Raw genomic sequence first — 25,414 nt, 5'->3', positions numbered from 1 at the left:
AAAAAATACCTCTGATAAGTATGCTCCTGGGTATCATACCCGTTTTTATCAGAGGTAAAACCACTTTCTGAAAAGGAAGCGAGTTCCCTGCCGGATGGCTTGAGAACCCGCTAAAAGTCTTAGTTATACAAATGGCAAGCAGCAAAGTGGCCTGGCTCGATTTCTTTCCATTGTGGCACGGAAGCAGCGCACTCTGGCATTGCTTTCGGGCATCTGGTGCGGAAATGGCAGCCGCTTGGCGGATTCATCGGGCTCGGTACGTCCCCTTGGAGTACAATGCGCTCCCGGTTACGCTCGATTTCCGGATCCGGAATCGGAATCGCAGACAGCAATGCTTGCGTGTATGGGTGAAGTGGCTTTTCATACAAGGCATCACTTTCAGCCAGCTCCACCATCTTGCCCAAGTACATAACAGCTACGCGGTCGGAGATATATTTCACCATGGACAGGTCATGGGCAATGAACATGTACGTCAGACCCATTTTTTCCTGCAACTGTTCGAGCAGGTTGACTACCTGCGCTTGTACGGAAACGTCCAGCGCAGAGATCGGCTCGTCACAAACAATGAACTTCGGTTCTACTGCCAGTGCACGAGCGATCCCGATCCGTTGACGCTGACCACCGGAGAATTCATGCGGGAAGCGGTTCATATGCTCTGGGTTCAAGCTCACCAAGGACAGCAGCTCTTGGATGCGCTCTTTTCGTTTTTGACCGGAAGCCAGATTATGAATATCCAGCGCCTCACCGATGATATCCCCTACTGTCATACGCGGGTTCAACGAAGCGTATGGGTCTTGGAAGATCATTTGCATGTTGCGGCGCATCGCCTTCATCTCTTGATTGTTCAGGTTCATGATGCTCTTGCCTTCAAACAGTACATCGCCTTCAGTCGCATCGTACAGACGGAGCAGGGTACGGCCAGCTGTGGACTTCCCACAGCCAGATTCCCCTACGACACCAAGCGTTTCACCGCGTTTAATTTCAAAAGAGATATCATTAACAGCTTTCAGTGTATTATCACCAATGGTAAAAAACTTCTTCAAATTGCGGACTTCAATCAGCGTATCACGGTTATCCACTGTTTACCCTCCTCCTACGATCCTGCGCGGTTCTGAGCAAGCGGATGCTGGAGCCAGCAAGCTGCTCGTTGGGACGTGCTGACTTCTGTTAAGTCAGGATCGATTTCTTGGCACACACGCATCGCAGACTCACAACGTGCTGTAAAGCCACAGCCAACTGGTGGACGCAACAGGTCCGGCGGCGTTCCGAAGATCGGTGTCAATGGCTCGTCGCGATTCAGGTCAAGACGCGGAACAGAACGCAGCAAACCTTTTGTGTATGGGTGTTGTGGGTTGTAGAAAATATCATCTACGGTTCCCGTTTCAATCACTTTCCCTGCGTACATCACGATGACGCGATCGCACATTTCCGCTACAACGCCCAGGTCATGCGTAATCAGGATAATGGAAGTACCTGTTTTCTTTTGCAGGTCTTTCATCAGATCGAGAATTTGCGCTTGAATGGTAACGTCGAGTGCTGTTGTTGGCTCGTCGGCGATCAGAAGCTTTGGAGAGCATGCCAGTGCGATGGCGATCATCGCACGTTGACGCATCCCGCCGGAAAATTCATGCGGATATTGCTCAATGCGTTTTTCCGGTTGTGGGATTCCTACCATCGTCAGAAGCTCGATAGCACGATCACGAGCAGCTGTGCGACTCATATTTTGGTGTTTGACCAAGCCCTCTGTAATTTGGCTCCCAATCGTCATGGTTGGGTTCAGAGAGGTCATTGGATCCTGGAAGATCATTCCGATTTCTTTACCGCGAATGCCTTCCATTTCTTTATTCGACTTTTTGACGATGTCCTCGCCATTAAAGAGGATTTCTCCCTTTTTAATATCACCAGGAGGCATTGGAATCAGTTTCATCAGAGTTTGAGCGGTTACGGACTTCCCACAGCCGGACTCCCCTACGATAGCAACTGCTTCCCCGCGGTTCACGTGGAAATTTACACCGCGCACTGCCTTTACTTCCCCTGCATACGTATGGAAGGAGACATGCAGGTCTTTTACATCAAGAATGCGTTCCATAACGATGATCCCTCCTATTTCCGCAGGCGTGGGTCTACTGCGTCGCGCAGACCGTCACCGAACAAGTTAAATGCCAAGATGGTCACGGAGATAAACAATGCCGGGAACATCAAACGCCATGGATAGTACTTCATGGCCGGCAGACCTTCGGACGACATCGTGCCCCAAGATGCAACTGGTGCTGCTACCCCAAGTCCGATAAAGGACAGGAAAGACTCTGCAAAGATAGCAGATGGTACAGTCAAGCTCAGCGTTACGATGATTGGACCCAGAGCGTTTGGAATCAAGTGCTTGAAGATCAGACGATTTGCGTCAGCACCCAAAGAACGCGCTGCAAGTACAAACTCCTGAGATTTCAGCTGGAGCATCTGACCACGTACAATTCGGGCCATCCCGATCCATCCAGTTATCGTTAAGGCGATAATGATTGTCCCTACTCCTGGTTCTAACACAACCATGAGCAAAATAACAACGAGAAGATATGGAATTGCAAACAATATATCGGCAATACGCATCATGATCTCATCCACTTTGCCACCGTAGAAACCTGCGAGACCGCCCCAGATTACGCCGATGACCAAGTCGATAAACGCTGCTGCAAGACCTACTTCAAGCGAGATACGTGCGCCGTACCAAATACGAACGAACATGTCGCGTCCAAGATCGTCTGTACCAAACCAGTGTTCAACAGATGGTTTTTTGTTCTTTCCTGCCAGATCAGTCGTAAAATAGTCATTATTGGTTACAAAAGGAATGACAATCGCGGCAACGATCAGCACTACGATAAAGATCAGGGATGCCATTGCCACTTTATTCATTTTCAAACGGCGCCACACGTCAGCCCAGAATGACAGGCTGGGACGTTTGATAGCTTCCGATTGGCGAAGGTCAACAGAAATTGGCTCAAAATGCTCTTTCGTCAATTGTTGCATCTTATCATTACTCCCTTCCTGCATCTGCCAGCTTAATCCGCGGGTCAACCAATGTGTACGCTACGTCAACGATCAGGATCATTACGACCAGGATGATGGAGTAGAATACAGTTGTACCCATAATTACGGTATAGTCACGGTTTGTAATAGAAAGAACAAACTCACGACCAAGACCAGGAACACCAAAGATACGCTCGATAACGAATGCCCCTGTCAAAATGTTGGCAATCAATGGACCCAGGTAAGTAATGACTGGCAGCAATGCATTACGGATTGCGTGTTTGATCGTGATGGTCATGGTGTGCAACCCTTTTGCTCTCGCTGTCTTGATGTAATCTTGACCCAATACCTCAATCATGTTGGAACGAGTCAGACGAGCGATAAACGCCATTGGAGAAGCAGCAAGTGCCAGGGATGGAAGAATGGTATATTCAAAACCTTCCCACTTCGCAATTGGCAGCAAGCCCCATTTAATGGAGAAGAAGTACTGATAGAAGGATGCCAGGATGAACCCCGGTACCGATAGTCCCAAAACCGCTATGACCATCGCTGAGTAGTCCTGCCACTTGTTATGCTTTAGCGCTGCAATGACACCCAGTATAATACCTCCGAAAATAGCCAGTAAAAGCGCTTGCGCACCCAAGTGTGCAGAGACAGGGAAACCGCGACTGATCATTTCATTGACCGTCGAAGATTTTTCCGTGAAGGAAGGACCCAAATCCCAAGTCACAACACCTTTCAAGTAGTTGAAGTACTGCTCATGCATCGGCAAGTTGAGTTTGTATTTGGCCTCCAGAGCCGCTTTGATCTCATCCGGAACATTTTTCTCTGACGTGAACGGTCCACCAGGGACTGCCTTCATGATGAAGAAGGTCGCCGTTACGATCAAGAAGAGTGAGATGAGCATGAAGATGATGCGCTTACCAAGATAACGGATCAACTAACTTACCCCCTTGACAAAAATTATGAATGAATGCTTTCACTGCCCATCTTTACACTGCGTAAAGCAAGCCGACACACAGTGCAAAAATCGGCTGTGTAAATAACCCAAAAATTATGATCTCTTGCAATCATATATTTTCTCTACTGGCTTTTCGCCATCTAATTTATATGGGAAGGGTCGGAATACGAGAGGGTATATGGTCCACCATACACCCTCTCGCTACCAAGCCCGATTCCTTCAAGCAGAATCTTTATACGTGGTATAGAAAACGGTACTACTCGATGTAAGCGCCTTTCCAATCTACGTCGCCCAAACCTGTCATTTGAACGCCTTTTACGCTTGGATTTTGTACCCAAGATTGTGTATAGAAGTAGATTGGCATGATTGGCATATCATCCATCAGTACTTGTTCAGCATCAGCCAGGATCTGTTTACGTTTGTCCAGATCAGATTCCAATGCGGATTGGTTCAAGAGCTCTTTGTACTTCGGATTTTCCCAACGAGTATCGTTGTTTCCACCCATCTTGTCTTTGTACAGCTCCAGGAAGTTGATTGGGTCATTGAAGTCGCCCAGCCAGCCCATACGTCCGACTTGGAAGTTACCATTGTGTAGATCTTCGAGGTATACTTTCCACTCTTTGTTTTCGAGTTTTACATCGACGCCAAGGTTTTTCTTCCATTGGTCTTGGATTGCTTCTGCAATCTTTTTGTGAGCTTCAGAAGTATTATACGACAGTGTGATGGCAGGCAGTTTGGAAATCCCTAGCTCTTTCATACCTTCTTCCAGCATCTTCTTCGCTGCTTCCAGGTCGTTGTCCTTGAAGTATCCATTTGGATTCAACACCATGGACGGTGGTACTGCACCTGTTGCAGGGATCTGACCCGTTTGCAGAATGTTGTCGATCAGGCCTTGACGGTCAACTGCAAATGCAAATGCTTTACGGATCTTCACGTTGTTAAATGGTGGCTTTTCTGTGTTGAACTTGTACCAGTAAGTACCGGCGATTGGCTTGGTAGTGATTTTGTTCTGCTCTTTCAAAGCAGGGATTGCATCGGTAGGCAATGCGCTCATTGGTGCGCCGGCCCAGTCGAGCTCACCATTTTCAAACATGGACAATTCAGTATTTTCATCCTCTACCATGGAGAACTCGATTTTGTCGAGCTTCACATTGTCCTTGTCCCAATAGTTGTCGTTTTTCACGAGCACCATTTTGCTCTTATGTTCCCAGGACTCCATTTTGAACGGTCCGTTACCTACGTGTGTTGCAGCTTCGCCTGCCCATTTCTCATTTCCTTCAACCACTTTTTGATTGACTGGGAAGTAAGTACGGAATGCGAGCAGTTCCAGGAAGAATGGAGTAGGATTCTCCAATTTCACTTCCAGCGTTTTGTCGTCGAGTGCCTTCACTCCCACATCGTCCAGCTTTGCTTCGCCTTTGTTCGCTTTTTCCCCGTTTTTCACGTAATACAGTTGATATGCGTAGTTGGAAGCTGTTTTTGGATCGAGAGCACGCTTCCAAGCATATTCAAAGTCCTTCGCTGTTACTGGATCTCCATTGCTCCATTTGTGATCACGGATTTTGAAGGTATAGGTCAGCTGGTCGTCAGAAACCGTATAGCTTTCCGCTGCTGCTTCATGCGGCTTTTCATCTCCGCCAATCCGTGTCAAACCGTCAAAGGTAGCCAGAATTACTGCACCGGAAGTGGTGTCTTCCGCAATTCCAGGGTCCGCTGTTGGCGGCTCGGAGTGCAGATTCATTCTCAGGACTTGTGGTTTTTTCTCTGCAGCAGGTGCAGCAGCAGGTGCTTGGGTTTGTGTGTTGCCAGCTGGCTGTTCTGCAGGTTTAGCAGCTTCTTGGCCGCCACCGCAACCAGCCAAAGCCGTTCCGAGTACTGCTACTGAACTCACCAATGCAAAAATATTCTTTTTCAACGCAATTACCCCCAGTACGTTTTCTGTTTTGTCTTTTTTCAGAAAATAAAGGACGAAAAAAAAGGAACATCAAGCGAAGCAAAGCGACTTCGGCTGGAAGGCATCAACCCCTTTCACTGCAAGGTCACCTCGTCATCCTGAACGAAAGAGAAGGAATCTTTGTACTGCTTCAGTTCCAGAGAAACATCCGCTGCAGCAATCCCTTCAATTTGAGAGAGTCGTTCGTTGACAAAGGTGATCAGTTCGTCATTGCTATGGAAACACGCTTGGATGATCAAGTCGTGCTTACCGCTAAACGCACCCACAAAACGCACGGCAGATATTCTGCTCAATTCTTCGGCGACATTTTTCTGCATACCGAGCCTTGTGGTAAGTCCAATAATGGCCTGTACATGTAACCCTAGCTTTTCAGGGTCAGGATGAATCACGAATTGGAAGACCCCATCCTGTAACAGTCGTGTGATTCGAGAACGAATCGTACCTTCACTTACACCAAGTTGATGCGCGATTTCTGTATACGGTGTTCGTCCGTCTTCCTGTAAAATTTGCAGGATCTGCTTGTCAACCTGGTCTAGCTTTTTCATAAATACGATTTTTCGGGAACCTCCATCCTTTTTTTACGAAATTCGAAAAAATCTTTAACAATATCTTTGATACATTAAAAGTAATCTGAATTGATAGCGGTGTCAACGAAATTTGACAAGTAGAAATATAAAACATTATAAAGAGCATATGAACAATCAAATATTTTTTAACTGATCAAAAAAACTATCGGTAATACATATTGAATAGGAAAACGTGAATAATATCAACCATAATAACTCTGAAAACTGTATATTTACACATAAAAAGAGGGGAATGCAGACTGCATAGTGCACCCCCATCTTCTTTGTCAATCACATAACGGTCTTATCCAATAATTTTATAAATTAACGGTTGATCGACAGGAGGCTTTGTCGAAAGCACGATTGCCCCCTCCAGCTCCTGGAGGGCACTGGCCAAAAGCTCCTCTTTATTGGCATGAATTGTCATGAGGATGTCGCCAGCTTTTACCTGATCTCCCCGTTTTTTGTGCAGCACCATGCCAACGGCCAAATCGATGGCCATTTCTTTCGTCAATCTGCCCGCACCCAAAACAACGGATGCATGTCCCACTGCCTCCGCATCAATCTGCGCAACGTATCCATCCTCGGAAGCCACCAGCTCATGGATGATCGCGGCTTTCGGAAGACGAGATGTCTCGTAAACATCACTCTTGTCTCCACCCTGCGCTTCTACCATTTGCGCCAGCTTCTCTACCGCTTTTCCGGATGCCATGATCTCTTCCAGCTTGGCTCTGCCTGATTGCTCATCCTCGACGAGACCACCTAAAACAAGCATGCGTGAACCAATTGCCAGCGCAAGCTCCGTCAAGTCACGCGGACCTTTTCCTGCCAGCGTGTCGATCGCTTCCTTTACTTCCAACGCATTGCCCACAGCAAAACCAAGCGGCTGGTTCATGTCGCTGATGACTGCCACTGTCTTTCTTCCTACCTGTGTTCCGATATCTACCATCGCTTTTGCCAGCACTTCTGCTTCCTCGATGCTTTTCATAAACGCACCCTTGCCCACTTTTACATCCAGCAGAATTGCATCAGCACCGGCGGCGATTTTTTTGGACATGATGGAGCTTGCAATCAGCGGTACCGCTTCTACGGTCGCTGTCACATCACGCAGGGCGTACAGCTTTTTGTCCGCTGGTGTGAGGTTCCCTGATTGTCCGATGACGGATACGCCAATATCGCGGACCTGCTGCAGGAATTGCTCTCGCGAACGTTCCACCGCAAATCCGGCAAACGACTCCAGCTTGTCAATCGTACCGCCCGAATAGCCCAGACCACGCCCGGACATTTTTGCTACAGGAATGCCTGCTGCCGCAACGAGTGGAGCCACGACGAGTGTCGTTTTATCGCCTACTCCTCCTGTGCTGTGCTTATCCACCTTGATTCCGTACAGCGAAGACAGGTCCAGCTGCTCGCCAGACCCTGCCATTGCCATCGTCAAATCGCCTGTTTCGCGAGGTGTCATCCCACGGAAAAAGACAGCCATTGCCCAGGCAGACATTTGGTAATCGGGAATGGTCCCATCGGTGTATCCCGTCACCAAAAACTGAATTTCCTCTGTTGTCAGCTCGCCGCCATCTCTTTTCTTGGCGATAATATCGACCATGCGCATTCCAGGTCCCTCCTTAGGTTACCGCTTACAGTTTGGCGACGATCCCGTTCACCAATGCCAAAAATTGCGTTTTTACTTTTTCAGTTGTCTCCATGACTTCATCATGGGACAGAGGCTGCTCCAAAATGCCCGCTGCCATATTGCTGATGCAAGAAATTCCCAGTACTTTCACGCCCATATGACGCGCTACAATCACTTCCGGTACTGTCGACATTCCTACTGCGTCTCCACCGAGGATGCGCAGCATGCGGATTTCTGCCGGTGTCTCATAGCTTGGACCCAGCAGTCCTACATATATCCCTTCCCGCAGCTCGATGCCTTGCTCGCTTGCTACCTGTTTTGCAATCTGACGAAGCTCTTTTGAGTAAGCCTCGGACATGTCTGGGAAGCGCGCGCCCATCTCATCATCGTTTGGTCCAATCAATGGATTGCGGAATGTCATGTTGATATGGTCGGAAATGAGCATCAGGTTGCCCGGATCGTAATTCTCGTTAATACCCCCTGCTGCATTTGTGACGATAATGGTTTCGACACCGAGCAGCTTCATGACGCGGATCGGGAAGACTACCGCATCAAGACCGTGTCCTTCGTAGAAGTGAAAACGGCCTTGCATCGCTACAACTTGCTTACCTTGCAGCTTTCCGATAACAAGCTGTCCTTTGTGTCCAACGACAGTCGATACCGTAAATCCTGGAATTTCGTTGTATGGAATGATAACAGGGTTCTCAATCTCATCTGCAAGAACGCCGAGGCCAGATCCAAGCACCAAGCCGATCGTAGGTTTTTCTTCCAGTTTTGGTTGAATATAGGCTACTGCTTCATGAAAATTTGCCATGTAAAACACTCCTTTTTTTCTGTTTCTTCTATATAAATGTTTATAAATGCTTTATCTTTATAAATGACTTAGGAAGCTTTTTCCTATGACAGGTGCTTCCACTCCGAAGTTGTCCGCGATCGTTGCTCCTAAATCCGCAAAGGTTTCCCGAATTCCCAGATCCGAACCAACTGTCAATCCTTTGTGGTAGGCAAGCAGAGGGACATACTCACGCGTGTGATCCGTGCCATGATGAACAGGGTCGTTACCATGATCAGCTGTAATCAGGAGCAGATCTCCTTCCTGCAGGGCGGACAGCAGCTCTGGAATACGTGCGTCGAACTCCATGAGCGCTTCTCCGTAGCCTTGCGGGTCACGGCGATGCCCGAATTTCGCGTCAAAATCGACGAGGTTGACAAAGCTTATTCCGGTAAAGGATTCCGTCATCGTTTTCAGCAGTTGATCCACGCCATCCATGTTGTCCTTGGTACGAATAGATTGTGTGATTCCCTCTTCTGCGTAAATATCACTAATTTTTCCGATTGCAATCGAAGTCAATCCCGCATCCTGCAAACGGTTCATAACAGTGGGTGCGAATGGTTTGACCGAATAGTCGTGACGATTGGAAGTTCTGGAAAAGCTTCCAGGCTGTCCTAAGAACGGTCTCGCAATGACACGCGTCACCGCAAATTCGTCGCGCAAAGTCAGTTCACGAGCGATTTCACAAATGCGGTACAGCTCCTCCAAAGGAATAACTTCTTCGTGAGCAGCCACCTGGAACACGCTATCTGCAGACGTGTAAACGATGACATTTCCCGTCTTCATGTGTTCCTCGCCCAGCTCATCCAAAATGTCTGTTCCCGACGCTACCTTGTTCCCCAGTACCTTGCGCCCAATCCGCTCCTCAAATTCACGGATCAAGCTATCTGGAAAGCCATCCGGGTACGTATTAAACGGTGTTGACACTTGGAGACCCATAATCTCCCAGTGACCCGTAGTGGTATCCTTCCCCATGGAAATCTCCTGCATTTTTCCATAGTGGGCGTGAGGTACTGCTGCAGGTGGTACATTTTCCAGGGGCGCAATGTTTCCCAAACCAAGCTGTGCCAGATTTGGCACGCTGAAGCCTTCTACTCGCTGCGCAATATGGCCAAGTGTATGAGCACCTTCGTCATTAAATTTCGGAGCGTCAGGAAGTTCACCGATCCCTACACTGTCCATCACAATCAAAAAAACTCGCGAAAAACGCAATGCAAACGCCTCCAGTTCCACGAAAATTAGATTTTGCGATCAAGTCGTCAGACGTCTGACCTGATGCAAAAAGCATTCTCCGTCTTAAAACGCGACGGAGTGTTTTTCCCTAAGGTATCTCTCTCTTTCCTTCCTCATACGTGCAAATTACGCGCGCGGATGAGTTTTGGCATAAATATCTTTGATTCGGGTACGTGTCACATGCGTGTAGATCTGCGTTGTGGAAATGTCTGCATGACCGAGCATTTCCTGAACAGAGCGCAGGTCAGCACCATTCTCCAGCAGATGAGTGGCGAACGAGTGGCGCAAGGTATGCGGCGTAATCTCGGCTCGGATATTGGCTTTTTGCGCATAGCGCTTGATGATCTTCCAAAATCCTTGTCTCGTGATCTGTTTTCCCAAGTGATTCAGAAACAAGGCTGTATCTCCTGTACCTTTTACCAGCTTGGGCCTGCCTGCAGACAAGTAATGCCGAACCATCTGGACAGCGACAGAGCCTAATGGAATAATCCGTTCCTTCGAGCCTTTCCCCATGCACTTCACAAATCCCATATCGAGATTTACATCAGCTGCATCAAGGTTAACCAGCTCAGAGACCCGAATCCCTGTAGCATACAAAAGCTCAAGCATGGCCTTGTCGCGCAACCCGGCCGGATGATGCACAGGAGGACTTTCCAGCAACCGCTCCACTTCTTCAATCGATAGCACCTTCGGCAGCCGCTTCTCAATCTTCGGGGTTTCCAAATGGATAGAAGGGTCCTTGTCTATGTATTTGTCCCGAACGAGAAACTGATAAAAGGCACGTATGGAAGCCATGTTCCTCGAGAGTGTCGCTGTCGCTCTGCCCTTTTCCCGCAGCACCAGCAGGTAGCCAATGATTTGCGTTCTCGTGGAATCTTCAATGCGCGTGATACCTTGGTCCTGCAAATACGTAGTATAGGCTACCATATCCCGCTGGTACGATTCCAGGGTGTTGCGCGATAGCCCTTTTTCTACAGCCAGGAAATGGATAAATTGATCAATCAGACTGTCCATGAAGCTGTCCCCTTCAGGTGATAAGTATCCTGTATTGCTTTCCACACCAATGAAGAATCTCCTGCTTTTTTCACAAAAAAATGCGCAGGTACACTTCTTCTTCTAAGTTACTCGCCCGTCTCATAAAAAAGCTGCAATCGTGAAAAATATCCTTCCAAGTCCTGTGTCTCTGGAGAGTTCAATAGCTTTACCACTTTTACCGCATTGCCATGTGGTTCCTCATACGGATTGGCCGGCATCAGCTTGTCGGTCAAAATCGTGATAATTCCGTAAGACAATAAGGTACACGTAACGAAGAGCAGCAAAAAACGCAGCGCTTCCATCACGCGTCGATACGGAATCCGCATGCTCTCTCCCTCCTATGCTTTTTCACCATTATATGCACTTGTCCACACCTGCATGCGCTGCTATAGCGGCATGTCAGACAAGACATCATCCATCGGTGTGTATGGCAGCTGCAAGGATTTGGCGACAGCCTCATACACGATGTGGCCGTTAATGACGTTCACTCCGCGAGCTAATGCACGATGCTGGGAGATAGCAGCCCGATAGCCTTTGTTGGCAAGCAACAGACCGTATGGCAGTGTCACATTGGACAGCGCAATCGTCGAGGTGCGAGGTACTGCTCCTGGCATATTGGCTACCGAATAGTGAACCACGCCGTGCTTGACATAGGTCGGATCGCTATGGGTCGAGATGCGGTCGACCGTCTCGATTGAGCCCCCTTGATCAATGGCTACATCTACAATCACCGAACCTGGCGACATCGACTTGACCATCTCTTCCGTCACCAGTCTCGGCGCACGCGCTCCTGGTATTAAAACCGCGCCAATCAAGAGGTCGGCATGCTTGACAGCTTCCGCCAGATTGTAGTGGTTGGACATCAGTGTATGGAGCCTGCCTTGGAACGTGTCGTCCAGCTCCCTGAGCCGATTGGCATTGATATCCAGAATGGTTACGTCTGCACCCAACCCGATCGCCATTTTCGCTGCGTTGGTACCGACGATCCCGCCACCCACAATAACCACTTTCCCTGGAGGTACTCCGGGTACTCCACCGAGTAAGATTCCTTTCCCCCCATGCGGCTTCTCCAAAAATTGCGCGCCGATCTGGACTGACATCCTGCCTGCAACTTCGCTCATTGGCATGAGTAGAGGAAGCGCACGATCGTCCGTTTGAATCGTCTCGTAAGCGATGGCCACTACTTTTTTGTCCATGAGCTGTTTGGTCAGCTCTTTTTCCGGCGCCAGATGCAAGTACGTAAACAGAATCTGATTTTCCCGAAAGTAAGGATATTCGTCTGGCAATGGCTCTTTTACCTTGCAGATCATGTCTGCATAACTCCACACATCTGCTGCTTTCTCAAATATTTCGGCGCCCGCTGCCAGATAGTCCTCATCCCCAAAGCCCGAGCCCATGCCGGCATGCATTTCCACGAGGACACGATGCCCTGCCTGTTTATACGAGCTCACCCCAGCCGGAGTCAGGCCTACACGATTCTCATTGTTTTTTATTTCTTTGGGTACCCCAATAATCATCGGCATATCGCCTCCAGTCTCTCTTATTACCTTTGTATGATGCCACGCGAGAACGATGACCATTACATGCAAGAGAAATCGGCGAGATTAGAAAAATTATCCTGTACGCAAAAGAAAAGAAAAAAACTTCTCCGTTCCCAGAGAAGTTTTCTTTATTTGAAGTCTTCCACATTTACTTTATCAATGCAGCGACTGCAGATACCGTAAAAGGTCAAGCGGTGATCGGTAATGTAAAAGTTGTAAACATTCTTGACTTTTTCCTCTGCTGTGACAAGCAAGTCTTCAAATATTTCATCGACAGAGCCGCAGTTCAGGCATATCAAGTGGTGGTGGTGATAGGCTGCGTTGTCATCACGCAGGTCGTACCGAGCTACGCCGTCGCCGAAGTTCATTTTGTGCAGGATCTTCAGCTCACTCAATAGCTCCAAGGTCCGATAGACGGTTGCAAGTCCGATTTCCGGCGCTTTATCCTTCACCAACAGGTAGACATCCTCCGCGCTCAGATGGTCTTCTTCATTTTCCAACAGGACGCGAACAGTGGCTTCACGCTGTGGTGTCAACTTGTAGTTTTGTGAATGCAATTGCTGCTTAATTTTCTCTAACTTTTCTTCCAACATTAATGCCCCTCCCCGCTCGCATGAAACCTGTTCCTATTATAGTAGAGGGTACTTGAATAAGTCAAATGCAGAAGTTCTTACATGATAATTATTCTTAATTAAGGACAATCTGCATGAGCCTCGGTGATACGAACGTCTCAAACAGAGCTGCCATCGTCAACACGGCCAGCATGCAAATCACAAGCACGGTATAGCCGACAAAATGAGGCATGATGACATCTCGCTTGCTGACCAACCTCGTTTTGATCAAACGGAGTGAAAAAGAAATTCCGCTCACACCTACGATAAAAAGGGCAGGAACAACCAGCAAATTTTGCGGCAGCACACCTAGCAAAGCAAACGTGACCCCGTGCCATTGCAGCTGGTTGACCAGAAAGCCGACTGTGAAACCGACGACAACTCCTTTTAAGAAGAGCATGAGGAGAATCATCGGAAGTCCAATAATCGAAAGTCCCAGCACCCACATGATCCCGATGGTTTTCGCATAGTGTCCAAACGCTTCTTGAAAATGAGTCGTCGTCTCCGGAATTCCTTGGGTGGATAAGCTGTTGAAGAAATATTGAAGGAACCCGTTCAGCTCCTGCTTTTGCGATAGCGGCAAGGAATTGACCAGCACGGCTCCAAAAATAATGCCCATGGTAAACAAGACAATCGTGAACCAATAGAGCGACTGATGATCTCTCGCATACGCCTGGATAGTTTGTCCGACTCGTGAACGCACATTGCGTCGCCTCCCGCTTCACTGATTACTGTAAAGCTTATGCGGACAAACTTGATGCTATGCCTGCTCAGTCTTCAACAATCCGTCCGTAGGTTCCTGCCCCACCCGCTTGAACCGACAGCCTTCCGCCTCTTGCCTTGTCAATCCAATCCGCAATTTTTTCGCCTGCGACCACCGCTAGCTCATTCCGACTTACGCGATGGAGGACATTCATTTGCGTTCCAAAGGCGTCGTATAGCTTTTGTAAAAGCTTCGGCCCGACTCCCGGGATGAATTCAAGCGGAACCTGTTCTACGTAAGGTGGACGATGGGCCGGATGAGTGCCCAGCGGAACATCAGCCAGCTCTTCAATCCGTGCTGCTACTCCACGAACAATCTGTTTGTGACCGCACTCCGGGCATCTACCCAAAGCATCTGCCGGCAACAGAGATTGGCAGCTGTGGCAGGCTGTCTGATGATACTTTCCTAGCTGCGGCTGCAAGCCGTAATTGACGCTTACTCCTCTGCCGTTTTCCCGTCGAATGGCTTTTTCCCATTCCCTATAGGAGCGCTCCTTCATACGGATCGACTGGTACTCTCGCCCAATTTTCCCGAGTGAATGGGCATCTGAATTGGTGAGAAACGTCTTGTTTGCCAGCTCCGACAGCTGATCAGCCATTTGCGTGTTGGCACTAAGACCCAGCTCAACTGCCCATATTTTCGCGGAATCCAGCACTTCTGCCATGGAATCGGTGCAGTTGCCATAGAGTCCTTTATGCGGTGTGAAAATATGAGCAGGTATAACGAGGCCGCCTGCCTGCTCCACATAGGACTGCAGCTCGTTCAAGCTGGTTCGTATCCGCTGGGAGCTCAGGGTGACATTTTTGCATCTGCCCGAGAGCCATGTAGTGAACGACTGCATTTCTCGCAAATAGGGCATGTACACGAGGAAATGGGCTTCGCCGCGCGCTTCTTCCTTGATCTCAACCTCGCAGCCGAGGATAAGCATCGTTTCCTTGTAAAGAATCCCTCCATCGCGATGCTCCAGCGCCATCCCACTTTTGATCAGATCGATCAATTCCTCTTGCACCTCAGGAGAATGGGCATCGATGATTCCTATGACATCCATACCTTTTCGCTCAGATGCCTCCTCCAATATGCTGGTCAGCGTCATCTGGCGCGATGCCGTAATCTTGACCGGCTTCCCACTCCTCGTGCCCCCGATATGAATGTGCATGTCACAGAAGTATTCAGTCAGGTCGTTATTAACCACGGGAACGCAGCACCCTGTTTTCCCATGCAAATATTGCTACCACCGTCTTTGCGTCACGGATTTCTCCCGTACGGTGCAGCTCGTGCGCTTCTTCCAGCGACAGCTCAAGAGCATCGACAAACTCGTCTTCATCCGGTCTGCTCTCCCCTTTTGTCAAACCGGTCGCGATGTACACATGCAAGAGCTCATCTGCAAAACCTGGCGAGGTATAAAACGAGCTAAGCAGCTCCATTTTTTCTGCCTTATAGCCTGTTTCTTCTTCCAATTCCCGGATTGCGCAGGTGAGCGGTTCTTCGCCTGGCTCCAGCTTCCCTGCCGGAATTTCCACGATTGTTTGTTCCAAAGGCTTGCGAAACTGCCGAACAGCTACCATTTTCCCGTCATCTGTCAATGGCAGCACTGCCACAGCCCCCTGATGGTTCACAATTTCCCGTTTGGCTGTCTTGCCGTTTGGAAGCTGAACCTCATCGACCTTTACTTTGATGATTCGTCCATCGTAAATGGGCTGACTGGAAATCGTTTTTTCGTAGAGATGCTCATACTTGTTCAAGAGAAATCCTCCCTTTGTCTTTTTCTTCGTTCTAAACGCTCGAGATCCACCATAAGTTGGGAACATAAAGCTTGTCCACATTCATTGTAGCGGAGGAGATCAGTGATGAAAACCTATGTGAGTGAAAAGCAGTTGCGCCTGGTAGGAAAAGCTTGGGAAATCAAGGCTGCGCTTCGGTCCTGGTCGAAAAAAGATCTAACGCTGCAAGCGTATCTGGAGCGCCGAAGCAATGCGGGTCGTCGCTAAATGCTTTCGCCAACCCCTCACGCCAGCTGCACAATAATTCAATGGCTAGAACGGCAGTCTGAAAAGGTACAGGGTCTTCCACCCAGGTTCTGCCCATCGTCGTAAAGGACAAGCCGTACGCTTGCTCCAGCGACGAAAGCCTATGCTCACCCGGTACCTTTCCCCATACTAGGAGGTGCTTATCCAGCTTCTTCAGCGTAGCTGCTTGCTGTTCGAGTAGGCAATCGCGATGATCGCCTATTATCGGCATGGTCAGCACGACTGGACGCAGGGCATAACGCTGCAAAATAGTTTGTGTATGATGGCTGATGCCATAATGACGCTGACGAGAATCTGCAAAGCTGATGCGCGGGATCATCAACGGAAATCCACCAAGGATGGAAACCGCATGAATCACTTCCGCCAATTGAATACCCGAAAAGGCATAGGATGTACCCGTTCCTGCCACGCCAGGACCAAGTGTACAAATGATGAGATCTGCTTTTTCCACATGCCGTGCAGCCAAAAGCCCGCTGTGGATGGTGACCGCCTCGTGATCGCCCCCCCAAGCGTGTCCGGTCGTAATCGTCGCAGCCAGAAATCCCTGTCTCTTTAATTGATGGACGTGCCGGCTGAGCGCCATAGGTAAAGAAGCGCCATCTGGCATGACGTAGACAATTTTCGATTCCGGATTTTTATGTTTCCACGCTACCACCGAAGCAGGGAGCAGGCTATGCAGCTCTGCAATCAGCACCGGTGTTCCTTCTAAAGACAGATCTTCCCGGAGAAACAGGTCATGATGAGGGCTTGCTTGCTCTTCTACGGTATCGACTGCCAGCTGCCAAGGCGAGTAGCGCATTTTCATAATATGACCCCATTGCGAGGGTGATAGATCACGTTCGTTCATGCGGTCTGCTTTGCCCACAACCACATGATAGCCCCCAGTCCCCAGCTTTAAATGGATGGCCGTCGTATTGACAATGACTTTGTCTCCTGGCACGTACTCTTCCTGGGCAAAGGACATGGCTTCCTCATGCAGCCCCGTTTCTGCCATCCAAAGCCCGATCAACTGAAAACCTGGCCGCTCCTCGATCACGCGCACAACTGTCCCCAAAGCCAGACGAAGCACGACATCCCCTCCCTTCCCGCTCTCTCCCCTATTGTATGATGAGTTGGGCTTGACCCAATCATTTATCGAAAAAAAGCCGGGACACCCAAAGGGAATCCCGACTTCTCTTCTACCGATCTTATTCTTGTACCGCTTCGATGACAGCGAGCACGAGCTCTGCAGCCTTATTCAGCTCAGCAATTGGCATCCGTTCGCTTTTCGTATGAATTTCTTCATACCCAATCGCAAAGTTCACGCTAGGGATATTGTAGCCATTGAATACGTTACCGTCGCTGCCCCCGCCACTTGCTACCAGCTCAGGGTTGCGGTCCACACGTTTTACGGCGTTAATCGCTTTTTGAACGACAGGCGTATCTTCATTGAATTTGTAGCCGTGGTACATGAAGATGACATCGTTCTCAACAGTTGCACCCATTTCGGCAGCCGCTTCTTCAAAAGCAGTCGTCATTTTCTTCACTTGCGCTTCCAGCTTGTCCATTACCAAGCTGCGAGCTTCCGACCAAACTTCTACATAATCCGTAACGATATTGTATGCTTTTCCGCCTTCAAAACGGCCGATATTTGCTGTTGTATCCGCATCAATACGTCCAAGCGGCATACGGGAGATCGCTTTGCTTGCGACAGAGATTGCACTGATTCCATCCTCTGGGTTCACGCCTGCATGCGCTGCTTTCCCATGAATTTTAGTCACGATGCGGTACTGTCCAGCACCCGCAACCGTAATTTTACCTACAGGACCTTCTGAGTCGAGGATGAAGCCCATTTCCGCCTTCAGCAGGCTGGAATCCATGGCACGGGAGCCCACCAGCCCGGATTCTTCGCCGACAGTCAGGACGACCTGAATCGTAGGATGAGACAGATTTTGCTCTTTCAAGGTGCGAATGCCTTCGAAGATCGCCGCGATTCCGGCTTTATCGTCAGCACCGAGGATTGTGGTGCCATCCGAGTAAACATAACCATCGCGGATTTGCGGCTTGATACCGTTTCCAGGAACAACCGTATCCATATGGCTGCTGAACAAGATTGCCGGACCGTTTCCAGTACCTTCCAGAGTAGCAATCAGGTTGTTTCCACCGTGGCCGGTTTTCGCAGCTGCATCATCCTCTTGAACAGTAAAGCCCATGTCGATCAGTTTTTCTTTCAGCACCTTGTTCACTTGTGCTTCATTTTTTGTTTCACTGTCGATTTGTACGAGCTCCAAAAACTCGTTTAGCAAACGCTCTTGGTTGATCACTGTTGTAACCTCCTACATCACTGTCCGATTTTGGTACATATTCTCAAGTTCCAGTATACCGCAAAAAAATTTTTTCTACCATGAAAACGTCGCAATCTTTCAAGTACGAGGCTGTCTCTTTAATGCGCAGCATCCTTCGGGTATTGGCAAAGCTCATACAAGACGCCCTGTGCCGCTTTCGGGTGCAAAAATCCAATTTGCGCCTGGTGAGCCCCTTCTTTAGGTTTCTCGTGGATCAAAGGTACACCATTTTCTTTTAAAGTCACAAGACGCATCTCGACGTCGTCAACATCCAGGGCGATATGATGGATCCCTTCTCCCCGTTTTTCAATGAATTTCGCAATGGGGCTCTCCTCTGAAAGCGGTTCCAAAAGCTCGATACGACTTTCCCCAATTTCCAAGAAGGCGACTCGTACCTGCTCGCTCGCCACCTCTTCTTTCCCGAGCAGCTTCAAACCCAACTGCTCCGTATAAAAGGGAAGAACATGATCCAGACTTTTCACAGCAATTCCGATATGGGCAATCTTGTTCGGTGCTTTCACTGCACTCATCCTTTTCTATGGAATCAGGTTTCCCAATCAGTCCGGTGCTCATCACGATGTCCTTCTTGTGGACAACGGTTGTTGCTACACCTTGTTTGATTCGGTAAAATGAAAGGAGCTTGTACTGTTTTCCTCATCATTTTAGCACACCTTTTCGGGCCTAGAGCCGTCATTTTCCCCAAATACCGTATTTTTCCCTGATAGAAAGGAGGATCACCGAGATGAAGCAATCCTTGATCGCCAAAATTTTGATTGGCATTCTTGTTCTCTCCCTGATTGTTCCGACGTTTTTCTATTTTCAATAACCAGCAAATAGGAACACATAATCAACCCCCCCTTCCGACTTGAAGTGCACCCCTTAGAATAGACATTGGAAAAACCCCTAGGGAAATCCGATGTAATTCTAGGGGGTGTATTTTTATGGCAATGAAAGGTCAGAAGTATAAGTCGTATCCTGAATCCATGAAAATGGAGGCGATTCGTTTACATCTCGAGGAAAAGTGGACTTATCGGCAGATCACCGAGCACTTTGGTATTCAAGATAAAGACCGCGTAAAGAAATGGATGAAAAAGTATAAACAACTTGGAGAGTTTGGCTTTCTCGATCAGCGAGGTCGACGCCAGGCGTATATCGACCAGGATCGATATGTTCAACAATTGAGGCGGGAGAATCACATGCTAAAAAAGTGTTGGGAAATTTGGATGCGGGAGGTGCAGCACAGAAGTACTCCATCATAAAAGCAGCAGTTGGCGAGTACAGCGTCACGGAACTTTGCAAGCTGTTTGGCGTTTCAAGAAGTGGATACTATGCGTATGTAAAGCGACAGAATGTTGATCGAGACAGACCGGTGAGAGATCTCATCCAGAGTGTGTATACGAAGTATGATGGGAAATATGGATATCGACAAATCCAATTGTTTTTGCTGCACGATCATGGAGTGTGGATCAATCATAAGAAGGTTCTGCGTTTGATGCAAGAAATGGGACTCCGTTCTCGAATTCGTCGCAAGCATCGTAATCATTATGCTTCATCTGAAGGAGGACGAGTTGCTGAGAATGTACTGCAGCGTGATTTCAGAGCACAGGCTCCCAATCAAAAGTGGGTAACCGATATCACGCAGTACCGTGTGAAAGATACTTGGCTGTACGTATCGGCCATTAAAGATTTATTCAATAACGAGATCGTGGCTTATCACATGGACGTTAAAAATGACAGACAACTCGTCCTTCAAACCTTTACGAAAGCCTTTGAAAAGACGAAAGACGTGACTGGACTGATCGTTCATAGCGACCAAGGATGCCAGTACACGTCCTACGATTACCACGACATGCTGCCTACGGTTGGCGCCCAAATCAGCATGTCGAGGAGAGGCAATTGTTACGATAATGCCTCTATGGAGAGCTTCTTCTCGCATCTCAAAACGGAAGGACTCTACCCTTATGATATCCGAAATCTGGATGAGGCACAAAGACGAATTGAAGAATATATCCAATTTTATAACGAAAGTCGGCCGCAACGAAAACTGAAAAAGCTGACGCCGGTAGAGTACCGACGCCAGCATACTGCCTAGGGCTTTTTTCAATGTCCACTAAATGGGGTCTTGACCAACTTGGCAAGGGGGGTTTGATTTAGACAAGCTGCCTGTTCTTAACGGTAAACGTATACGCTGGATGTTTTCGCATCCCAGCCTACTTTGTAGCCGAGATTATCCGTTACAAAACGAACTGGGATCATCGGCATGCCGTCCTTCAGTACAACTGGAGTTGGCAGCGTCACTTCTGTATTGCCTACGCGCGCTTTGTTGGAACCAACGGAGAATTTCAACACCTTCGTACCGCTGATAATCGCAACGGTTTGGTTGTTCCACTGCGTAGTCAAAGCCAGAGCTTCTTTAAAGAACTGCGCTGGAACCATTGTCGTATTTCCTCCAGCCAAATATGGCGCTTGAGAAAGAGGATACGATTTACCATGCAGCGTAAATGTTTTTGCATTTACTTTAAACAGCGCTGCATTGGAAGGAACCGTTACAGATGGCTGCGCTGGAGTCGGTGTTGTTGGAGCTGGTGTCGTTGGTTTTGGAGCAGTAGGCTGTGCAGGCTGTACCGGTGCTGGCATTCCTACTCCAACAGCGCGAGCAAATTGCAGACCTTTTTCTTCGGAAGTAAACACGCTGATGCTGTACGCGTTTTTCACAGCTGGGTTCACAATGTTCGCTGCAGCTGTGATCGATACAGTGGCAGCTGTTGCAGCCGGGATATCCTGGGACGGATACACCAGAACGTTTTGACCGCGTACGGCTACATAGTTCGCTGCAACGCCGTTTACCGTGATGTTCGCCGGAGCGATGTAAGCCGGTACTTTGTAGCCTGCCGGGAAGACAAGCTCGATAAAGTCGCGTTGTTTTGCCAGACCGACGCCGAGTCCCTTGATCGCCACATTCACACCTGTTGCCTGATTCAGAGCAGTCGTCGTCAGCGTGATGGTCGCTGTGCTGTTATTGACAGGAGTCGTCGGGGCTGTCGGTGTCGTTGGTGTAGTAGGGTTTGTTGGCGTTGTCGGATTTACGGTAGAACCGCCAATCGTGAACGCTTTGGAAGTAATCGTTTTTCCAGCGGCTGTCGCTTTCAGTGTATAGGAGCCAGCTGTTTTCGGATTGGTAATCCAAGCTGTATACGAAACAACTACCTTGACATTACTGTCCGCGCTGAAGCTGGTTGGAGTCGTGATGTATACTTTGTTGCCGATTGCCCCTACTTTTTTCGGTTCTTTCCCATTCACACTGAAATCGGAGGTGCTCAAAATCATCGGCACCATATCAGCGGAAGGGAATTCGATGATCAGGTCAGAATCTGCCTTCAGGTCTTTACCAAAGTCAGCTTCGAAAATATAGCTGGAGCGAGCGCCTGCAGCTGGATCAGACAGATTTACCGTGTAGTTGCCGGAAACTGCGCTGCTAGAACCCGATTTGGTGATGTCAACGGATTCGGACTCGTATGTAGTTCCATCATACTTGACTGTAAAAGTGTAATCATCAGCTGTATCCGGGTTTGTGATACCTGCCGCTTTCAAGAATTCTAGGTTGATGTAGTCATCGCCGTCTGCACCACTCGGTACGTCAATCGAGACTTCATCGCCATCAACATCTACCGCTTTTGCCGCATATCCATTCACCTTTACATCGCTTTTGGAAATGCTGCTCGGAAGCATGTCTTCATCTGGGAAAATGACCGTGATGGTTTCGCCGGTCTCCAGCTCATCCTTGCCGTCGAGGTCAAAATCCCCGAGCTCCAGCGATACTTTTTCGCCAGCTACTGTACTGCTGAGGTCTACATTGAACTCATCGTCGGAGCTGCTGCTGCTGCCGCCGTCTTCGATGTCAATTTCATCGTACTTATAGGTGGTTTCATTCGTCGTTTTCACGCCGATCTTATAGGTATCTTCATCGTCTGGATTGACGACATCCGAAATCGTGAAGGAGAGATCTTCATCATCTTCGATATCTTCATCGACAGTGATCTCAACGACATTGCCGCTGGTTACTTTTACACCATCAATATCAAAATCGGCGTCGATGGAATCTTCATCAACGTCATCCAAGTCAAAATCTTTATCAAATTTGACGTAAATTTTATCACCAGAATCAATAAAATCTCCAGTGGTAAATTCGATATCGTAGTCAGTCGTTTCACCAGCTTCTTCATCATCAGCTGTAATCGACACACTTGTTAATGCATGTGCCTGCTGCGGCACTGCAACCAAAGGGGTAGCTGCCAGTGCAGATGCGAGTACGATCGGCAGTGCTTTTTTACTCTTCTCCATGTTTTTCCTCCCATATTTGCCCAAAATCAGGAAATGTTTCTCTAGCAGTTCGCTATCAGTTTACCATAAATGCTTAATCGAGGAAATCAATTCTCCGGAAAATGATAGACTTCTTGCTTACATTTGCTAAGACGCAAGGGTTCGGCAAAAAGTTACATCCGTTTGCGGCTGCAGGCCAACTTTATTTTTCTGCCTGAAAAAGCTGGGCAGAGAAAAACCAGACCTGTGAAAGCGTCTGGCCTATTCCTTAGTACAGTTTTGTATCCGGTCCGATGCTTTCGAGCTTTTGCTTGACGCTTTGCAGGAAGCGGCCGCAAATCAGGCCGTCCAGCACCCGGTGGTCCAGTGACATGCACAGATTGACCATCGAGCGGATAGCAATCATGTCGTTGATGACAACCGGACGTTTCACGATAGACTCCACACTGAGAATAGCGGCTTGCGGCGAGTTGATGATCGGCTGAGACTGAATGGAGCCGAATGAGCCGGTGTTGTTTACCGTGAAGGTGCCACCTGTCATATCGTCCATGGTAAGCTTGCCTGCGCGAGTCCTTGCTGCCAGGTCATCGACTGCTTTCGCGATTCCCAAAATGGACTTCTGGTCCGCATCCTTGATGACCGGAACGTACAGCGCGTCATCTGTTGATACGGCGATGGAAATGTTGATGTTTTTCTTCACGATGATCTTATCCCCTGCCCAGGTAGAGTTGATCATCGGATATTCTTTCAGCGCTTCAACGACTGCCTTGATAAAGAACGGCAGGAACGTGAGGTTGATACCTTCTTTGCGAGTGAACTCCCCTTTTGCTTGATTGCGGAAGTTTACGAGGTTGGTAACGTCCACTTCAACCATCGTCCAGGCATGTGGTGCCTCGTGCTTGCTTTGCACCATGCGGTTCGCAATCGTACGACGGATCGAGGAAACTGGAATGACCTGATCCCCACTCGCTACCGGAATTTCAGCCGGTGCCGAAGTATGTGCGACAGGTGCACTAGCTGCTGCAGGGGCTGCTGTTGGCGCAGGAGTTGATGGCGTTTGTGCAACCACCGGCTCTTGTGCGACTTCTGCCGGCTTTTGACCACCTGCATCGATAATAGCCTGCACGTCTTTTCTCGTCACCCGTCCACCTGCACCCGTGCCCACTACGCGGGAGAGATCGATTCCATGCTCTTGCGACAATACCATGACTGCAGGAGAGTAGCGCTGCTTGCCGCCTTCTGGAGCCGTTGTCAGTCTTGGAGCAGCTTGCTGCGTGACAGCCACTGCTGCAACTGGAACGGCAGGAGCTGCGGAGGCTGCAGGAGCTGCTTGAGTCTCTCCCGCTTCCCCGCTTTCTTCTATATAAAGAATAAGTGTGCCGATCGCCACGGTTTCCCCTTCTGGTACCACAATTTCTGTTACGCGACCAGACACCGTGGATGGGACTTCCGCATTTACTTTATCTGTAGTGACTTCTGCCAGAGAATCGTACTTCTTCACCGTGTCGCCCACTTTGACGAGCCATTTGCTGATGGTGCCCTCGGTCACGCTCTCTCCGAGCTGGGGCATAAGTACTTTCGTTGCCATGATCCTAGGTCCTCCTCGTCTTAATAGTTGGCCAGCTCCCGCATCGCTTCCAATACTTTATCCGGGTTGAGCATAAAGAATTTTTCCATCGGCGGGCTGTACGGCATAGCCGGTACATCAGGACCACACAGACGTTTAATCGGAGCATCGAGATCAAACAGGCACTGCTCGGCAATGATAGCTGCTACTTCGCCGCCAACGCCGCCTTCTTTGTTGTCCTCATGTACGATCAGAACTTTCCCCGTTTTCGACGCCGCCTCTGCAATCGCCTCTTTATCCAGCGGGTAGAGCGTCCGCAAATCGAGCACATGGGCACTGATGCCTTCCTGCGCGAGCTTTTCAGCTGCCTGCAGGCAGAAATGCAAGGCCAGACCGTAGGAGATAACGGTAATGTCGCTTCCCTCTCGCTTGACATCTGCCTTGCCGATCGGCAGAACGTAATCGTGATCGGGCACTTCGCCCTTGATCAAGCGATAGCAGCGCTTGTGCTCAAAGAACAATACTGGATCTTCGTCGCGGATCGCTGCCTTGAGCAAGCCTTTTGCATCATACGGCGTAGAAGGCGCTACTACCTTCAGACCTGGAATATTCGTAAACATCGCTTCTACCGATTGCGAATGGTAGAGGGCACCGTGTACGCCTCCACCAAATGGAGCTCGAATCGTGATCGGGCAATTCCAGTCGTTATTGGAGCGGTAACGCATTTTCGCCGCTTCACTGACGATCTGGTTGACAGCCGGCATGATAAAATCAGCAAACTGAATTTCAGCAATTGGGCGCATGCCATAAGCTGCCGCACCGATCCCCACACCGACGATGGCAGACTCCGCCAGAGGTGTGTCAATCACGCGCTCTTCGCCAAACTCTTCAATCAATCCAACGGTTGCACGAAAAACACCGCCGCGGACGCCGACGTCTTCCCCGAGGACAAATACATTGGGATCGCGACGCATTTCTTCACGCATCGCCATCGTAATCGCATCAATAAATGAGATGACCGCCATCTGG

Annotated in this window: 24 protein-coding genes and 1 pseudogene; 3 read left to right on the top strand and 22 right to left on the bottom strand. The window is 48.9% G+C overall.

The window, feature by feature from the left end; all coding sequences use genetic code 11:
• Window positions 1-119: 119 nt before the first annotated feature.
• The 16 genes from ACLIN2_RS12835 to ACLIN2_RS12760 all read right to left on the bottom strand — a co-directional run bounded on the left by ACLIN2_RS12835 (window position 120) and on the right by ACLIN2_RS12760 (window position 15,889).
• The gene (locus tag ACLIN2_RS12835) at window positions 120-1,079 is read right to left on the bottom strand and encodes an ABC transporter ATP-binding protein (protein ID WP_122923120.1); all 960 of its coding nucleotides are present in this window, start codon (window positions 1,077-1,079) and stop codon (window positions 120-122) included.
• 14 nt (window positions 1,080-1,093) lie between these two features.
• Window positions 1,094-2,089 (bottom strand): ABC transporter ATP-binding protein, encoded by a 996-nt coding sequence (locus ACLIN2_RS12830; RefSeq protein ID WP_411504212.1) that lies wholly within the window; start codon window positions 2,087-2,089, stop codon window positions 1,094-1,096.
• 14 nt (window positions 2,090-2,103) lie between these two features.
• Window positions 2,104-3,021: an ABC transporter permease gene (locus tag ACLIN2_RS12825; protein ID WP_092268178.1), complete on the bottom strand. Its 918-nt coding sequence runs from the start codon at window positions 3,019-3,021 to the stop codon at window positions 2,104-2,106.
• Window positions 3,022-3,028: 7 nt separating this feature from the next.
• Complete coding sequence (locus ACLIN2_RS12820) at window positions 3,029-3,961, bottom strand: ABC transporter permease (RefSeq protein WP_092268177.1); 933 nt, start codon at window positions 3,959-3,961, stop codon at window positions 3,029-3,031.
• A 277-nt stretch (window positions 3,962-4,238) separates the two neighbouring features.
• Window positions 4,239-5,897 carry a peptide ABC transporter substrate-binding protein gene (locus ACLIN2_RS12815; protein ID WP_400582060.1) on the bottom strand — a complete coding sequence of 553 codons (1,659 nt, stop codon included), beginning with the start codon at window positions 5,895-5,897 and terminating at the stop codon, window positions 4,239-4,241.
• Window positions 5,898-6,010: 113 nt separating this feature from the next.
• Window positions 6,011-6,481, bottom strand: coding sequence for an Lrp/AsnC family transcriptional regulator (locus ACLIN2_RS12810; protein ID WP_092268176.1), 471 nt, complete (start codon window positions 6,479-6,481; stop codon window positions 6,011-6,013).
• A gap of 325 nt (window positions 6,482-6,806) precedes the next feature.
• Window positions 6,807-8,111 carry a pyrimidine-nucleoside phosphorylase gene (locus ACLIN2_RS12805; RefSeq protein ID WP_411504211.1) on the bottom strand — a complete coding sequence of 435 codons (1,305 nt, stop codon included), beginning with the start codon at window positions 8,109-8,111 and terminating at the stop codon, window positions 6,807-6,809.
• Between the two features lie 25 nt (window positions 8,112-8,136).
• Complete coding sequence (locus tag ACLIN2_RS12800) at window positions 8,137-8,946, bottom strand: purine-nucleoside phosphorylase (protein ID WP_092268174.1); 810 nt, start codon at window positions 8,944-8,946, stop codon at window positions 8,137-8,139.
• Between the two features lie 57 nt (window positions 8,947-9,003).
• Window positions 9,004-10,176, bottom strand: a complete 1,173-nt coding sequence (gene deoB, locus ACLIN2_RS12795; protein WP_411504210.1) for a phosphopentomutase — start codon at window positions 10,174-10,176, stop codon at window positions 9,004-9,006.
• A 147-nt stretch (window positions 10,177-10,323) separates the two neighbouring features.
• On the bottom strand, window positions 10,324-11,211 hold the full coding sequence (gene xerD / locus ACLIN2_RS12790; RefSeq protein WP_092268218.1) for a site-specific tyrosine recombinase XerD: 888 nt from the start codon (window positions 11,209-11,211) through the stop codon (window positions 10,324-10,326).
• Between the two features lie 107 nt (window positions 11,212-11,318).
• A complete protein-coding gene (locus ACLIN2_RS12785; RefSeq protein WP_122923126.1) occupies window positions 11,319-11,558 on the bottom strand; it encodes a YqzK family protein in 240 nt (79 codons plus the stop codon).
• A 60-nt stretch (window positions 11,559-11,618) separates the two neighbouring features.
• Window positions 11,619-12,749, bottom strand: coding sequence for an alanine dehydrogenase (ald, locus tag ACLIN2_RS12780; RefSeq protein WP_411504209.1), 1,131 nt, complete (start codon window positions 12,747-12,749; stop codon window positions 11,619-11,621).
• 152 nt (window positions 12,750-12,901) lie between these two features.
• Window positions 12,902-13,366 (bottom strand): Fur family transcriptional regulator, encoded by a 465-nt coding sequence (locus ACLIN2_RS12775; RefSeq protein WP_055743511.1) that lies wholly within the window; start codon window positions 13,364-13,366, stop codon window positions 12,902-12,904.
• Window positions 13,367-13,460: 94 nt separating this feature from the next.
• A complete protein-coding gene (gene spoIIM / locus ACLIN2_RS12770; protein WP_411504208.1) occupies window positions 13,461-14,087 on the bottom strand; it encodes a stage II sporulation protein M in 627 nt (208 codons plus the stop codon).
• Between the two features lie 67 nt (window positions 14,088-14,154).
• Window positions 14,155-15,303 (bottom strand): endonuclease Q family protein, encoded by a 1,149-nt coding sequence (locus ACLIN2_RS12765; protein ID WP_411504542.1) that lies wholly within the window; start codon window positions 15,301-15,303, stop codon window positions 14,155-14,157.
• A gap of 28 nt (window positions 15,304-15,331) precedes the next feature.
• Window positions 15,332-15,889 carry an NUDIX domain-containing protein gene (locus tag ACLIN2_RS12760; RefSeq protein ID WP_092268169.1) on the bottom strand — a complete coding sequence of 186 codons (558 nt, stop codon included), beginning with the start codon at window positions 15,887-15,889 and terminating at the stop codon, window positions 15,332-15,334.
• Window positions 15,890-15,994: 105 nt separating this feature from the next.
• Here ACLIN2_RS12760 and ACLIN2_RS12755 point away from each other — a divergent pair.
• Window positions 15,995-16,042: pseudogene (locus ACLIN2_RS12755) on the top strand (hypothetical protein); the annotation flags it as partial.
• Window positions 16,043-16,049: 7 nt separating this feature from the next.
• On the opposite strand, the gene ACLIN2_RS12750 reads toward ACLIN2_RS12755, so the two are convergent.
• From ACLIN2_RS12750 to mce, 3 genes are all read right to left on the bottom strand, one after another.
• Entirely contained in the window at window positions 16,050-17,243 is a 1,194-nt protein-coding gene (locus tag ACLIN2_RS12750) for a DUF3866 family protein (protein ID WP_411504207.1), read from the bottom strand.
• 118 nt (window positions 17,244-17,361) lie between these two features.
• Window positions 17,362-18,477 carry a M20/M25/M40 family metallo-hydrolase gene (locus ACLIN2_RS12745; protein ID WP_411504206.1) on the bottom strand — a complete coding sequence of 372 codons (1,116 nt, stop codon included), beginning with the start codon at window positions 18,475-18,477 and terminating at the stop codon, window positions 17,362-17,364.
• 119 nt (window positions 18,478-18,596) lie between these two features.
• Window positions 18,597-19,019, bottom strand: a complete 423-nt coding sequence (mce, locus tag ACLIN2_RS12740; RefSeq protein ID WP_092268165.1) for a methylmalonyl-CoA epimerase — start codon at window positions 19,017-19,019, stop codon at window positions 18,597-18,599.
• A gap of 420 nt (window positions 19,020-19,439) precedes the next feature.
• Between mce and ACLIN2_RS12735 the strand changes: the two genes are divergently transcribed.
• Together ACLIN2_RS12735 and ACLIN2_RS12730 are read left to right on the top strand one after the other, a co-directional pair.
• A complete protein-coding gene (locus ACLIN2_RS12735) occupies window positions 19,440-19,757 on the top strand; it encodes a helix-turn-helix domain-containing protein (RefSeq protein WP_122923884.1) in 318 nt (105 codons plus the stop codon).
• Window positions 19,718-20,590: an IS3 family transposase gene (locus ACLIN2_RS12730; protein WP_411501818.1), complete on the top strand. Its 873-nt coding sequence runs from the start codon at window positions 19,718-19,720 to the stop codon at window positions 20,588-20,590. Before ACLIN2_RS12735 ends, ACLIN2_RS12730 begins: the two co-directional genes overlap by 40 nt.
• A gap of 77 nt (window positions 20,591-20,667) precedes the next feature.
• On the opposite strand, the gene ACLIN2_RS12725 is transcribed toward ACLIN2_RS12730, so the two are convergent.
• From ACLIN2_RS12725 to ACLIN2_RS12715, 3 genes are all read right to left on the bottom strand, one after another.
• Window positions 20,668-22,839: a copper amine oxidase N-terminal domain-containing protein gene (locus ACLIN2_RS12725; RefSeq protein ID WP_411504205.1), complete on the bottom strand. Its 2,172-nt coding sequence runs from the start codon at window positions 22,837-22,839 to the stop codon at window positions 20,668-20,670.
• A 247-nt stretch (window positions 22,840-23,086) separates the two neighbouring features.
• Window positions 23,087-24,406, bottom strand: coding sequence for a dihydrolipoamide acetyltransferase family protein (locus ACLIN2_RS12720; protein ID WP_411504204.1), 1,320 nt, complete (start codon window positions 24,404-24,406; stop codon window positions 23,087-23,089).
• 20 nt (window positions 24,407-24,426) lie between these two features.
• Complete coding sequence (locus ACLIN2_RS12715; protein WP_092268162.1) at window positions 24,427-25,410, bottom strand: alpha-ketoacid dehydrogenase subunit beta; 984 nt, start codon at window positions 25,408-25,410, stop codon at window positions 24,427-24,429.
• Window positions 25,411-25,414: the final 4 nt, after the last annotated feature.

The sequence above is a fragment of the Brevibacillus centrosporus genome (assembly GCF_046622605.1).
GTDB lineage: Bacteria > Bacillota > Bacilli > Brevibacillales > Brevibacillaceae > Brevibacillus > Brevibacillus centrosporus.
The sequence above is the reverse complement of the archived record's forward strand: the minus strand, read 5'-3'. Positions and strand labels throughout refer to the sequence as shown.

Coding starts and splice junctions, on each gene's coding strand:
- ACLIN2_RS12725 (WP_411504205.1), bottom strand. CDS start 22,839: ATGGAGAAGAGTAAAAAAGCACTGCCGATCGTACTCGCATCTGCACTG.
- ACLIN2_RS12735 (WP_122923884.1), top strand. CDS start 19,440: ATGGCAATGAAAGGTCAGAAGTATAAGTCGTATCCTGAATCCATGAAA.
- ACLIN2_RS12720 (WP_411504204.1), bottom strand. CDS start 24,406: ATGGCAACGAAAGTACTTATGCCCCAGCTCGGAGAGAGCGTGACCGAG.
- ACLIN2_RS12765 (WP_411504542.1), bottom strand. CDS start 15,303: ATGCACATTCATATCGGGGGCACGAGGAGTGGGAAGCCGGTCAAGATT.
- ACLIN2_RS12830 (WP_411504212.1), bottom strand. CDS start 2,089: ATGGAACGCATTCTTGATGTAAAAGACCTGCATGTCTCCTTCCATACG.
- ACLIN2_RS12805 (WP_411504211.1), bottom strand. CDS start 8,111: ATGCGCATGGTCGATATTATCGCCAAGAAAAGAGATGGCGGCGAGCTG.
- ACLIN2_RS12715 (WP_092268162.1), bottom strand. CDS start 25,410: ATGGCGGTCATCTCATTTATTGATGCGATTACGATGGCGATGCGTGAA.
- ald (WP_411504209.1), bottom strand. CDS start 12,749: ATGATTATTGGGGTACCCAAAGAAATAAAAAACAATGAGAATCGTGTA.
- ACLIN2_RS12800 (WP_092268174.1), bottom strand. CDS start 8,946: ATGGCAAATTTTCATGAAGCAGTAGCCTATATTCAACCAAAACTGGAA.
- ACLIN2_RS12785 (WP_122923126.1), bottom strand. CDS start 11,558: ATGCGGATTCCGTATCGACGCGTGATGGAAGCGCTGCGTTTTTTGCTG.
- ACLIN2_RS12810 (WP_092268176.1), bottom strand. CDS start 6,481: ATGAAAAAGCTAGACCAGGTTGACAAGCAGATCCTGCAAATTTTACAG.
- ACLIN2_RS12825 (WP_092268178.1), bottom strand. CDS start 3,021: ATGCAACAATTGACGAAAGAGCATTTTGAGCCAATTTCTGTTGACCTT.
- ACLIN2_RS12775 (WP_055743511.1), bottom strand. CDS start 13,366: ATGTTGGAAGAAAAGTTAGAGAAAATTAAGCAGCAATTGCATTCACAA.
- xerD (WP_092268218.1), bottom strand. CDS start 11,211: ATGGACAGTCTGATTGATCAATTTATCCATTTCCTGGCTGTAGAAAAA.